Annotated in this window: 12 protein-coding genes; 2 read left to right on the forward strand and 10 right to left on the reverse strand. The window is 29.8% G+C overall.

The window, feature by feature from the left end; genetic code table 11:
• Window positions 1-518 precede the first annotated feature (518 nt).
• Both C4N20_RS05115 and C4N20_RS05120 read left to right on the forward strand, forming a co-directional pair.
• Entirely contained in the window at window positions 519-1,364 is an 846-nt protein-coding gene (locus C4N20_RS05115; protein ID WP_005979607.1) for an AraC family transcriptional regulator, read from the forward strand.
• On the forward strand, window positions 1,357-2,259 hold the full coding sequence (locus C4N20_RS05120) for a DMT family transporter (RefSeq protein ID WP_005979609.1): 903 nt from the start codon (window positions 1,357-1,359) through the stop codon (window positions 2,257-2,259). Before C4N20_RS05115 ends, C4N20_RS05120 begins: the two co-directional genes overlap by 8 nt.
• A 278-nt stretch (window positions 2,260-2,537) precedes the next feature.
• On the opposite strand, the gene C4N20_RS05125 is transcribed toward C4N20_RS05120, so the two are convergent.
• The 10 genes from C4N20_RS05125 to C4N20_RS05170 form a co-directional block, all read right to left on the reverse strand.
• Entirely contained in the window at window positions 2,538-3,395 is an 858-nt protein-coding gene (locus tag C4N20_RS05125; protein WP_005979610.1) for a tetratricopeptide repeat protein, read from the reverse strand.
• 104 nt (window positions 3,396-3,499) lie between these two features.
• On the reverse strand, window positions 3,500-3,934 hold the full coding sequence (locus C4N20_RS05130) for a YcxB family protein (protein ID WP_005979612.1): 435 nt from the start codon (window positions 3,932-3,934) through the stop codon (window positions 3,500-3,502).
• 245 nt (window positions 3,935-4,179) lie between these two features.
• Window positions 4,180-5,487, reverse strand: coding sequence for a phosphopyruvate hydratase (gene eno, locus C4N20_RS05135; RefSeq protein ID WP_005979613.1), 1,308 nt, complete (start codon window positions 5,485-5,487; stop codon window positions 4,180-4,182).
• Window positions 5,488-5,572: 85 nt separating this feature from the next.
• On the reverse strand, window positions 5,573-6,985 hold the full coding sequence (gene pykF / locus C4N20_RS05140) for a pyruvate kinase PykF (protein ID WP_005979615.1): 1,413 nt from the start codon (window positions 6,983-6,985) through the stop codon (window positions 5,573-5,575).
• A gap of 496 nt (window positions 6,986-7,481) precedes the next feature.
• A complete protein-coding gene (locus tag C4N20_RS05145) occupies window positions 7,482-8,441 on the reverse strand; it encodes a ketose-bisphosphate aldolase (protein ID WP_005979617.1) in 960 nt (319 codons plus the stop codon).
• Window positions 8,442-8,446: 5 nt separating this feature from the next.
• Window positions 8,447-9,343: a carbohydrate kinase family protein gene (locus C4N20_RS05150; protein WP_005979619.1), complete on the reverse strand. Its 897-nt coding sequence runs from the start codon at window positions 9,341-9,343 to the stop codon at window positions 8,447-8,449.
• Window positions 9,344-9,368: 25 nt separating this feature from the next.
• A complete protein-coding gene (locus C4N20_RS05155) occupies window positions 9,369-10,736 on the reverse strand; it encodes a PTS ascorbate transporter subunit IIC (protein WP_005979621.1) in 1,368 nt (455 codons plus the stop codon).
• 33 nt (window positions 10,737-10,769) lie between these two features.
• Window positions 10,770-11,045, reverse strand: a complete 276-nt coding sequence (locus C4N20_RS05160; RefSeq protein WP_005979622.1) for a PTS sugar transporter subunit IIB — start codon at window positions 11,043-11,045, stop codon at window positions 10,770-10,772.
• Between the two features lie 35 nt (window positions 11,046-11,080).
• Window positions 11,081-11,509, reverse strand: a complete 429-nt coding sequence (locus C4N20_RS05165; RefSeq protein WP_005979624.1) for a PTS sugar transporter subunit IIA — start codon at window positions 11,507-11,509, stop codon at window positions 11,081-11,083.
• 107 nt (window positions 11,510-11,616) lie between these two features.
• The gene (locus tag C4N20_RS05170; RefSeq protein WP_005979626.1) at window positions 11,617-13,647 is read right to left on the reverse strand and encodes a BglG family transcription antiterminator; all 2,031 of its coding nucleotides are present in this window, start codon (window positions 13,645-13,647) and stop codon (window positions 11,617-11,619) included.
• Window positions 13,648-13,705: the final 58 nt, after the last annotated feature.

The raw sequence follows: 13,705 nt of genomic DNA on the forward strand, positions 1-13,705 counted from the left end.
CATGTTAGTTGACTTTTTCAATTTTTAAGACTATACTCGACATAATAGACCCATAAAAAGAGTTCGCTTTTATACATAAAGACGAACTTTTGAACGATAAAATGATTTAAAGCTATTCTTTGCTCACTATATTTTTAAAATGATTTATTTTATTCTGTATTTATTAAACTATATCAAACTTCTTCTTAATACTTTATCTTCATTCTCTTTTTTTATCTGTATATTGTTATTTTTCATATAAAAAATATTATTTTATAGATATATAATTTTTTCTTATAGATGTTTATTTTATAAACTGTAAACTAAAAAAACTTCCAACAGAATATAACTCTGTCAGAAGTTTTTTTAGTTAAATGTGTAATTTAATTAATACTGGAAAAAAATTTTATATTTATTTTATATCTCTTTTTCATGGCGTTCGTGTTACAAATAAAATACTTTTTATTGCAATAAGCAATATCTTACAAGAAAAAAATTCAAAGTTATGTTAAAATATTCCTAATACACAGGAGGACATTATGAAAAAAGAGAGCAGAACTATTATATTTGATAATGAATTAAATATAGAAGCGTACAGTTTTAAAGGTGTAATGCAAAAATTTCCAAATCATTTTCATAAACATTATGTAATTGGTTTTATTGAAAGAGGAGAAAGAAAACTTTCATGCCTTAATAAAGAATATATAGTTGGAAGTGGGGATATTACAATTTTTAATCCTTATGATGTCCATACCTGCGAACAAATAAATGAGCTCCCTCTTGATTACAGATGTCTTAATATTTCTGAAGAAATCATGGAGAAAATTATAACGAATATTACAGAAACAATAGTTAATATCAATTTTTCTTCAACAGTTATAACTAATCTTTATCTATCTTCTTTAATAAAAGAGCTTCATTCATTAATAACAGAAAAATCTAAAGAATTTAGAAAAGAGGAAGTTTTTATACTTATTATAGAATATCTAATAAAATACTACTCTATTTCTGTTGAAAATAATTATCCTATAAAACAAAGTAAAAATATAAAGAAAGTTTGTGAGTTTTTAGAAAAAAACTTTGATAAAAATATTTCACTTGATATACTTACTTCTCTTACAGATTTTAGTAAATACCATCTTCTTCGCTCTTTTACTAAAGAAACTGGTATTACTCCTTACGGATATCTTGAAACTATAAGAATTGAAAAAGCTAAAAATTTTCTTGAGAGAAAAATATCTCCAGCTGAAACAGCTTTCCTTACAGGATTCAGTGATCAAAGTCACTTCAGTAATTTTTTTAAAAAGTTCATAGGACTGACACCTAAACAGTACCAAAATATTTTTATTAACAAAAATAAACCTTTGGAGGAAATACATGAATAATAAAAACACTTTAGGACATATTTCTGCTATTCTTACAGTACTTATATGGGGAACAACTTTCATTTCTACTAAAGTTCTTCTTACACATTTTACACCAATTGAGATACTATTTTTTCGTTTCACTCTAGGATTTGTTGCTCTGCTTATTATATACCCACACAGACTGATTCTTACAGATAAAAAACAGGAAAAATTATTTATGTTGGCTGGGTTGTGTGGAGTTACATTATATTTTCTCTTTGAAAATATAGCTTTGACTTATTCCTTTGCTTCTAATATAGGAGTTATTGTTTCTATCTCTCCATTTATTACAGGAATACTTACTCATTTTTTTCTAAAGCAGGAAAAGTTAAAACTGACTTTCTTTCTTGGGTTTCTTGTGTCTATAACAGGAGTAGCTCTTATCAGCTTTAATGGAAGCACAGTTTTAAAACTTAACCCAATAGGAGATATTCTTGCTGTACTAGCAGCAGCTACATGGTCTGTTTATTCTATAGTTACAAAAAAAATAAGTGATTATCAATACAACACAATACAAGCAACAAGAAGAATATTTTTCTATGGATTGATATTTATGCTTCCAGGTCTTTTCTTTTTTGATTTCCGTTTAGGAGCAGAAAGATTTAGAGATCCTCTTGTTCTTTTTAATATATTATTTTTAGGATTTGGAGCTTCTGCTGTATGTTTTGTTACTTGGAATCTATCTTTAAAACTTTTAGGAGTATTAAAAACAAGTGTATATATTTATGCTGTTCCAGTTATAACAGTGGCTTTTTCAGCTCTTATACTTAAAGAAAAAATAACTCCTATTGCTATGTTTGGAACTTTTCTTACACTAGCAGGATTGTTTATTTCAGAAAATAGACTTACTTTGAAAAAAGAAAAAAACAAATAATAATCTTTGGTCTATCGTTCCATTAAATATAGCAATGAAATTTAAAGAAACCTCCCCAATAAAAATATCAAGATTTAACTGTTCAATTCCTAAAAAAACAATATATAAAATATTAAATAGAAAATCAAATCCAGCAGCTGAATCATCTATTCGAATTTTTGAACAAGAATTAGAAGAATTTATTAAAAATAACAACTATATCCATAAAATCATTTAGATAAAAAAAGTACACTTTCAATATTGGTTTTTTCAATAGTTAAGTGTACTTTTCAGTCTATTTAATTTTTATTATTTTCTACCATCTCTTTATACTTTTTAGAAAGCTCTTTCTTTCCTTGATCTGAATAGAAAAGCCCTAAGTTGTACTGAGCATCTTTTAATCCATCATCTGCTGCCATTTTATAATATTTCTCTGCTAAATCATATTTTTTCTGTTCTTCATAAAGTATACCAAGGTTATTTTGAGCTTCTAAATCTCCTTGATCTGAAGCAATTTTCCAATATTTTTCTGCCTGGGTATATTTTTTCTGATTTTTATATAGAAGTCCCAAGTTGTACTGAGCATCCATATCTCCCTGATCAGCAGACATTTTATAATACTTTTCTGCTAAATCATATTTTTTCAGCTCATCATACAAACATCCTAAATTATATTGAGCTCCTTTATCTCCCTGTATTGCCGCCATTTTGTAATATTTCTCTGCCTCATTAAAATTTTTCTGTTCATCATACAAACATCCAAGATTATATTGAGCATCTTTATCTCCCTGTATTGCTGCCATTTTATAATATTTTTCTGCTTCAGCAAATTTTTTCTGATCATCATATAGAACTCCCAAATTATATTGAGCATCCTTATCCCCTTGTATTGCTGCCATTTTATAATATTTTTCAGAAAAATCAGTTCTTCCAGTATCTTCATACAATATTCCCAGAGCATATTGAGCCTCTATGTCTCCCTGATCTGCTGCCATTTTCCAATATTTTTCTGCCATGTCATAATTTCCTTCTTCATAATAGAAATTTCCTTGATTTACTTGATCCTTTATATTTCCTGTTGCAAAAACAATATTTCCTAAACTTAATAATAAAATAACTACATAAAAAACAAGTTTAAATCTATTTTTTAATTCCAAATAAATCCCTCCTTTATTCATCTTACTTTAATTCTACATTTTTTCAAAAAAAATTACAATCTTTCTTTAAGCTTATAAAAAAGCAGTACTATTTATACTGCCTTTTACTTTTTTATATTTTTACATTTTCTCTCTATAAATTGTTTGAATTTATGGAATGTTCCTACAGAGAAACTGTCTTTTCTTACAATTATCCCATTCTGCTTTCCAATCATTAACACATAGAGCTTTTTCAAATCATGTATTTTTTTTATTTGATTATAATCAAACTCCATAAAAATTTTTCCTTCCTCCAGAGTTATTACATCCTCTCCAAAGCGAAAAATACTTTCTGTATGTACTCCATTATGGATAGCAAGAGCATTTTTCAGCATATCCTTACTTACTTTCATATGGATAAAATATATAGCTAATGAAAAGAAAAACATGATGACAAATACAAGTATCTCAAAACTGCTTCTTCTTCTCATAATATTTAAATATGTTACAAAAAAACATATTACTGCAAGAATAACTCCACATATTCTTAAACGTTTCATAATTATCCCTTTCAGATACTCTATAAAAATATTTTTAGTGACATAGTATCTGTTTTCAAATAAAAGTTCTATATCTATCCCCTCACTTTCTCTTTTATATCAATTATATCATATATTTTAAACTAAAAAAATTTTCACTTTTCTCTTTATAGAAAGTTTTATGTTTTGAAGATAGCTACTGTTTTTATTTTCCCATTAAAAAAACCGGCATTTTCAGCCGGTTCTCATAAATATATTATTTTAAACTATTTTGAAAGGTTATAGAAAACGTCAAGTCCTTTGTATTGAGCAGTAGATCCTAATTCATCTTCTATTCTTAGTAATTGGTTATATTTAGCCATTCTGTCAGTTCTAGAAGTTGAACCAGTTTTGATTTGTCCTGCATTTGTTGCAACAGCTATATCAGCTATTGTAGCATCTTCAGTTTCACCAGATCTGTGAGAAACAACAGCAGTCATTCCAGCTCTTTTTGCCATTTCAATAGCATCTAGAGTTTCAGTTAATGATCCGATTTGATTTAATTTGATAAGAATAGAGTTAGCAGATTTTAATTCTATTCCTTTTTTAAGTCTTTCAGTATTAGTTACAAATAAGTCGTCTCCAACTATTTGAACTCTGTCTCCAATTGCAGCAGTTAATTTTGCCCAACCAACCCAGTCATCTTCTCCTAATCCATCTTCGATAGATTTAATTGGATATTTATTTACTAATTTTGTGTACCATTCTACCATTTCTTCAGAAGTTCTAGTTACTCCACCTTCTCTTTTGAAGTGATATTCGAATTTTCCTGGTGCTACTTCTTTACAGAATTCGCTTGATGCAGCATCTATTGCGAAAGTGATATCTTTTCCTGGCTCATATCCAGATTTTTTGATAGCTTCGATCATAAGATCTAAAGCTCCTTCAGTTCCGTTTATTTTAGCAGGAGCATATCCTCCTTCGTTTCCTACGTTTGTAGAATCTCCATTAGCTTTAAGAAGTTTTCCTAGGTTGTGGAATATTTCACATCCCATTCTCATAGCTTCTTTGAAACTTTTTGCTCCAACTGGTTGAATCATAAATTCTTGAACGTCTACAGCTGAGTCAGCATGAGATCCTCCGTTAAGAATGTTCATCATTGGAAGAGGTAATTCTTTAGTATTTACTCCTCCTAAGTATTTATATAGAGGCATTCCTAATGCTTCTGCTGCTGCTTTAGCTAGTGCTAAAGATACACCAAGTATAGCATTTGCTCCTAATCTTCCTTTGTTTGGAGTACCATCTAATTCGATCATAGCAGTGTCAATTCCTACTTGATCTAATGCATCCATTCCTAAGATAGCTTCTTTAATTTCAGTGTTTACATTGTTTACAGCTGTAAGAACACCTTTTCCTAAGTATCTTGATTTGTCATTATCTCTTAATTCAACAGCCTCATAAGCTCCTGTTGAAGCTCCTGATGGAACTGCTGCTCTTCCTTTTGCTCCACATTCTAGTACTACATCTACTTCTACTGTAGGATTTCCTCTTGAGTCAAGTATTTCTCTTGCTACTACATCTACTATTCTTGTCATTTAAAAAAACCTCCTAATAAATTATATCTTTAATCTATCATTATCATTATACCATAGTTTAAAAAATATTTAAATTAATTTACCCTTATTTTACTTCAATTACTTTTACAGAGTTAGTAGTTCCTCTTTTGAATACACTTTCTCCACAGATAGCAACTACTATATCTCCTCTTGTTACTAATCCTAACTCAACTGTTACTCTTTCAGCTAAAGCAAAGAATGAATCAAGAGTTTCTGAATTTCCATCTACATATGGAATAACTCCTCTAGAAAGCATTAATTGGTTTGCTGTTCTTTCATTATTAGTTATTGCAAGTATAGTAGCTGTTGGAAAATATCTTCTGATATCTCTTGCCGCTCTTCCTGATTCTGTTCCCACAACTATTACTTTTGCTCCTAAAGCTTCACTTACTTCGGCAGTTCCTTTTGCAACAGCTGAAGTTATTGTTACAGTTTCATTTTTACATTTATTTCTTGGAGTTACTAATGGATCCATTTTTTCTGCTATTTTAGCCATTACTGAAACAGCTTCTATTGGATATTTTCCTTTTGCTGATTCTCCAGAAAGCATTACACAGTCTGTTCCATCAAGGATTGCATTAGCAACATCATTTACTTCTGCTCTTGTAGGTCTTGGGTTTTTGATCATAGAATCAAGCATTTGAGTAGCTGTAATAACTACTTTTCCAACTGCATTACATCTATCAATCATCATTTTTTGTGCTACTGGTACATCTTCTACAGGAATTTCTACTCCAAGATCTCCTCTTGCTACCATGATACCATCAGATAGTTCAAGAATTTCTTCAAAGTTGTCTACTCCTTCTTGGTTTTCTATTTTAGAAATGATTTGAACGTCTTTTCCACCATTCTCATCAAGTACTCTTCTTACTTCTCTTACATCATCAGCTTTTCTGATAAATGAAGCTGCAACATAGTCGATTCCTTGCTGACATCCAAATATCATGTCATTTACGTCTTTTTCTGATAATGCTGGAAGATTAACTGCAACATTTGGAAGGTTAACACCTTTATTTTCTCCTAATTCTCCATTGTTTACAGCAACACATCTTACTTCGTTTCCTACTACTTCTTTAACAGTGAACTCAAGAAGTCCATCATCAATAAGTACAGTATCTCCAGCTTTAAGGTCAGTTGTAAGTCCTTCATAAGTAACAGCAACTATTTTATTGTTTCCTATTACAGTTTTATCAGTAGTGATTGTGAAATCTTGACCTGCAACTATTACAGCATCTTTTCCACCTTCAAGTTTGATAGTTCTAATTTCTGGCCCTTTGTTATCTAATAATAAAGCTGCTCTGATTCCAGTTTCTGCTTTTGCTTGTCTAAAGTTTTGTATTCTTTTTCCATGTTCTTCATGATCTCCATGAGAAAAGTTTAATCTCATCATGTTCATTCCAGTTCTTAATAATTCTTTTAAAGTTTCAACAGATTCAGTTTTTGGTCCAATTGTACAAACAATTTTCGTCTTTTTCAAAATTCTCACCTCAAATATTATTTTTAAAATTTAAATATTATAAACAGTTTGTTTTCCCCACTCATCTTTCTCTCAATAAATGAAATTTATCTACTATGAAGTTTATATTATATAATGTAATTTATCAAGAAAATTATCGTGTATTTTTTGACCTTTTTATGTTTAATTTTTACTTCTACTTTTTTTAAAATTCAATTCTTTTCATCTCTTTTTCTCAAGAGATTTCAAGGTTGAATAAGGCATTTTTTTACAGATACTTTTTCCTTTTCTTATGTATTTAAAAAACACACTATCTAGGTATTTCATACTGTCATATCTATATCTTTCTTTTCTTTTGAAAGATTTCAATCTCACTTATATATCTCTTATTTAATTAATATTCAAGAAAACTCCTCTTTCTCTTTTAAATAAATATGAAAAATTTATCATGAATTTTTTTAATAGTACTATTAGAAATAAAGAAAGTGGCCTGAAATTTCAGACCACTGATATATTTTTATTTTGTTTTAAAGACAGAATTAATTTTCTTCACATAGAAATTTTTCATTTCATTTCTAGCATAATCAAGATATTTTTTTAAATCCATCTCTTTAGGATTTTCAGCAAAATATTCTCTCAATGCACTTGTGAATACAAGTCTTCCATCTGTATCTACGTTTATTTTTGTAACTATTGACTTAGATGCTTTTTTAAGTTCTTCATCAGGTATTCCTATTGCATCTTTTACTTCTCCGCCAAATTCTTTGAATTTTTTAATGTAATCTTGAGGTACTGAAGATGATCCATGAAGAACTATTGGAAAACTTCCTATCTCTTTTTTAATAGCTTCAAGTATATCAAGTCTTAATTTAGGAGCTTCTCCTACTTTGAATTTATGCGCTCCATGAGCAGTTCCTATTGCAATAGCAAGAGAATCTACTCCTGTTCTTTTTATAAATTCCACTGCTTCAGCAGGTTTTGTAAATGCACTTTCATCAGCAGAATGTTCATCTTCTGTTCCATGAATAACACCAATTTCTCCCTCTACAGAAGCATCATAATCTTTTGCAAGTTCTACTATTTCTTTAGTTAATTCTATATTTTTTTCAAAATCATATTTTGAAGCATCTATCATTACAGATGAAAATCCATAATCAAGGCAGTCTTTGATCAATTCATGACCCTTACCATGATCAAGATTTAGGGCTACTGCTATTTTTGATCCCTTCGCTCTTATTTCATCTATTGCTCCTTTTACTAAAAGAGGAAGCTGTTCTTTTCCTATATATGTTCTTGCACTTGCTGATATTTGAATTATAACGTCACTTTCAGCTTCTGTACATGCATCCAGTATAGCTTGAAGCTGCTCTAAATTTGCAAAGTTAAATGCTGGTATTGAATATCCATTTTCATTGGCTCTTTTGAACATATCTCTTGTATTTTCAAGCCCAAGTTCTTTGAAACTATATTTTTTCATCTCTATTATCCTCTCTTTATTCTTTTTTCAACTTCATCTAATTCAGGTATTGAGTTACGTCCCCCAAGTTTTTCCACTGACAGTGAAGCACATGCTGAAGCAAACTCTATATTTTTCTCAATTGAAAATTCATTGCTCAATCCATAAACGAATGCCCCATGAAAAATATCTCCTGCTCCAGTAGTATCTACTGCTTTAGTTTTGAAAGCTTTGAATTTCAATAACTCTCCATCTTTTTTCATTATAGAACCTCTTTCCCCTAAAGTTACTATAATAGTATTCTTATTCAACTCTTCCAATTTTTCAAGAACATATTTAAAATCTTTCTCTTCTATCTTATCCATTTTACAGTAATCTTTTGCAAAGTCTTCTGAACACACTAGATAATCTACAAATTTTCCTATGACTAAAGTTCCTTCTTTATATGTTCCAGCATCTAATACTGACACAGCATTTGGAAATTCTTTATGTACTTTTAAAGCTATATCCAATTCATGACCATCAAAAAGTATTATTTCTGGTGCTTTTTCATATGTCATTTTAAAATCATCTATAGGCTTTTCTTCTCTGTAGTTTATTATTGTTCTTGAACCACTTTCTTCATTGGCTATTATTATACTGCATGGTGTAACTAGTTTGTTTGATACAACTATATTTTTAGTATCTACTCCTACTTCATTGAGATCTTCCAATATTTTTTTTCCATAGAAGTCATTTCCTAAAGCTGTTATATATGAAACTTTCTCTCCATATTTACCTAAGAGGTAAGCAGCATTCCCTGCTGGTCCTCCACTTACCATTATTCTATCTTTAGCTTTGTATTTTCTATTTTCTACTGGAAAATGAGGAAGCAGATATGTTATATCATATGCTGAATGCCCTACACAAAGTATCTTTTTCATAAAACATCATCCTTTCATAATGATTTTAATATTCATCTTTTGCATTGATAACGTTTGTTTTTGTTTTTATGAAGCTAGGAATAATAAGAACAGCAAGAAGAACTGCCACTATTATATATATTCCAGCTGTACCAATAGATGATGTTGATTTTCCTATTAAAATTCCCAATACTCCAAAGTCAAAATCTCCAAATGTTGTATTTTGGAATCCGATATTTCCTAGTACAGGAAGAAGCATTGCTGGTAAGAATGATAATAAAAGTCCATTAACAAATGATCCAACTATAGCTCCTTTTTTTCCTCCAGTAGCATTTCCATAGATTCCTGCTGTTGCTCCACAGAAGAAGTGAGGTACAAGACCAGGTATAATAAGAACTGCTCCTACTGCTCCAAGTATAACCATTCCAATTACTCCACCTATGAATGAAGAGATAAATCCGATTAATACTGCATTTGGTGCATAAGTAAAGAACACTGCACAGTCAACTGCTGGTATTGCATTAGGAATAAGTTTTTGTGAAATTCCTTGGAATGCTGGAATAAGTTCAGAAAGTATCATTCTTACACCATTATATACAATTGTAACTCCAACAGCAAAGCTTAAAGCTGATGTAAGAGCGAAAACTATATAGTTTTTTCCACCAGATAAAGTTTCTGTATATTCAGGTCCTGCTGCAATAGCTGCAATAAGATAGAATACAATCATAGTTATAGCTGTTGATATAGTACTGTCTCTTAGGAAGTTTACTTTCTCAGGGATAACTATATTTTCTGTACTATTTTCTTTATCTCCAATTTTTTCTCCAATGAATGCTGATAGATAATATCCTAAAGAACCAAAGTGTCCCATAGCTATTCCATCATCATCAGTTACAAGATCTGTATATCTTTGCCCAATACTTGGAGATATAGCTGACCAAGCTCCTAATAAAATTCCACCTATAAGAATAAGTGTAGTTCCTTTCATTCCAGAAGTAGAAAGAACTGCTGAGAACATACAAGCCATGAAGAAGCTGTGGTGTCCTGTTAAAAATATATATTTAAATTTAGTTACTCTTGCTATTATTATATTGATAATAAGTCCTGCAACTAATATGAACATTGTTTCTTTACCAAGAATATTTTGAGCAATTGAAACTATTGCTTCGTTGTTTGGCACTACCCCTGTAATTCCAAATCCTTGCTCTATCATTTTCCCTAATGGATCAAGATTTTTAACGATGAAATCTGCTCCAGCTCCAAGCATTATATATCCTAGTATTGGCTTCAACGTTCCAGTTATAAGTTTATTAAATGGTTTTTTCAAAGCTATTAATCCTACAAGTGACATAAGTCCTAATAAGAACGCCGGGTTAGTAAGTATATCATTTCCTATAACGTTTAAAAAATTCATTCTTTTCCCTCCTAAATATTTTTTATATAAATTTTATTTTACTAATTCCTTAATTTTATCAAGTACATCTTCTTTGATTTTTTTCTTATTTGTGTAACTTCTGATTTCTGCTACATTGTATCCAGAAAGTTGATCTGCAAGTTGTTTTACAGTTACTATTAAATCTGCTCCTTTTCCTGATACAGAGTTAAAATCTGATGATGATACATCTGCTTCGATTCCTTCTTCTTTACATATTTCTTCAATCTTCATAGCACACATTAAGCTGCTTCCGATTCCATTTCCACATACTGTTAATATTTTTATCATTATTACCACTCCTTCATAATATTTATCTTTTAAATTTAAATTAAATCCATTATTTCTTGAACATTTCCTGCTTCAATAATTTCATCTATCTTCTCTTCATCTTCTATCAACTCCATAAGTTCCATAAGAGTTTCTATATGAGAATCACTGTTTACTGCTCCCAATACAAAGAATACATAGACTTTTTCCTCTTCTCCTTCAAAAAGAACCCCTTCATTTACCTTCAGCAAAGATACGCAATTTTTATTCACTCCATCTTCTGGTCTAGAGTGTGGCATAGCTACTTTTGGTGCAATTACTATATATGTTCCAAACTTATTTACATTGGCTATCATTGCATCTATATATGAATTTTCAACACTTCCATCTTCTACTAATGGCTTTGCTGCTAAAGTTATTGCTTCTTTCCAGTCATTTACATTTTCTACTATATTTACCCTTCCCTTAACTGCATTTTTCAACATCTTAATATCTCCTTTTGATCTTGTTAAGATAATTGTACTCCTTCCAATAATTATTTTAAAGATTCTATTTTATTCAAAAAAAATGACTGGTCTGCTGACCAGTCACTCTAGTTAGTTAAATATTTTATTACATCTTTTGCTGTTTTACTTCTTCTTATTTTTTCTTCCAGATTATTTTCTTCAATTTTTTCTACAATTTCTATCAGACTATCCAGATGTTCTCTTTCATCTTTTACGCAGAAACATATTACCAGTCCAATTTTTTCTTCATCTATAAAATCTATTCTTTTATCATAAGTAACTATAGAAAATGCTGTTTTTTTCACCAGATCTTTTGACTTTGTATGAGGAAAGATAACATTTGGAATAAGCATTATATAATTTCCAAAATCATCTACCAGCTTTATCATATTGTCAATGTATTCCTCTTCTATACAGCCATCTTTCAACAGTAGTTCTCCAGCTTCTCTTATAGCTTCTCTCCAGTTTGCAGCTTTTCCTTTTAACTTTATTCTTTTTTCTGACAGCAGGTCAGAGATTGTAATTTTTTTATGAAAAAGATCGTCTATCAGCTTACTGTCCAGAAAAGTTTTTAAAGCTCCCAACAGTTTTTCATCTGCTTTTATCTTGCTGTTTTTTTCAATCACTTCTATCAATTCAGAAAATATTATCTTTTTACTGTCTCTTGATATTGGGTAATTATCCAGTTTGAACATATCCTCTTTATTTAAAATTGGATTTACTTTTATAATAGTTTTATCAGTATCAAAATCATCTAATGGAATAGTAGTCAGTATCAAATCTATATCAGTTCTCTTATTTACTTTTTCCAGAAGATACCTTGGAATAGTATCTATAATTTCTACCCTATACATATCCTTTAGCTGCTGTGCCAGAAGTTTTGAACTTCCATACCCTGAACCGCACACAACTAACACTTTTACTTTTTCACGTTTCTTTTTTATATTTCTGTCTATTGCAGCTTTAAAATGTATTGTAATAAAAGCTATTTCATCATTTGTAAATTTATTATTTATGAAATCTTCAAGCTCTCCTACACTTCCCTTTATCAATGAAAAAAGGTTTGGATAGCTTTCTACAACTTCCTCATAAATAGTATTTTCCAGTTCTATTCCATTTTTCAGTCTATAAATAGTTGGCTTTATATGATTTACCAGCCCTGTCATAAGAGTTTCATCTGCTGATATATCTACATCTAACTTTTCATTTATCTTATTTATAAAGTTCTTCACTATCATTTCTATCTCTACCCAGTTTTCATAATAAGAGTAAGAGATATTATATGTATGGCTCCCTAAAAAATAATCTGTTATCTTTAGATACTCTTCTTCTGAAAGCTCTATCTCATAGAATCCTTCTAAAAGTGCTCTTGATTTTTCCACGCATTCAAACTCTGAAGTATTTTTTAAAAAATTATAATTTTTTATACTTGTAATTTTATACCCTTTTTTATTAAAGTATATTGCAAGTATCAAATACTTAGATATTATATCAAAAGCTTCATCTGAAACTATTTTATTCATAAGTTTCTGACAATAATTTATAAAAAGTTTTACCCCTTCTATATCTATCTCTTCCAAATAATCATCCAGTATATTTTTTAAGAAACTGCTGTTGGATTTTTTTACCATATTCATAATCTTTAAAGTACATTGACGAATTTTTTCCTCTTCTCCTGTTACTCCAAGACCTTTTTTATGCAAAAGCTCCAACTCTAAATTGTATTCATCCAGCACTTTTTTTATATCTCTCAGGTGAACTTTTATAGTACTTCTGCTTGTATCAAGCTCTTCTGATATTACATTTTGATTAATCTCTCTTTCAAAGCATATCTTCAACAATATATATATTTCTCTCTCTTTTGGAGAAAAAATATAGTCCTGCCTACTCTCATTAAGATATTTTTCTAATGCTGTATAGTCATCAACAAAGCATTCACCTTTAGAAATAATGAATTCAAATCCATCTTTTGCTGAAAGCTCTTTTTGTATCTTTTCTATTTCATATCTTATGCTTCTTTCACTTAATTCAAAATGATCTGAAAGTTCTTTCAAAGATACATTCCTCTTTTCTTTAAGTAAAAAATGCAGCAAATCTATTGATTTTCTTGACAGCATATTTCCCTCCTTATATCTGACTAAAAAAATTATACCCTAAAAATCTTCAATATGCAAT

Origin of the sequence: Fusobacterium ulcerans, assembly GCF_003019675.1 — a bacterium.
Lineage (GTDB): Bacteria > Fusobacteriota > Fusobacteriia > Fusobacteriales > Fusobacteriaceae > Fusobacterium_A > Fusobacterium_A ulcerans.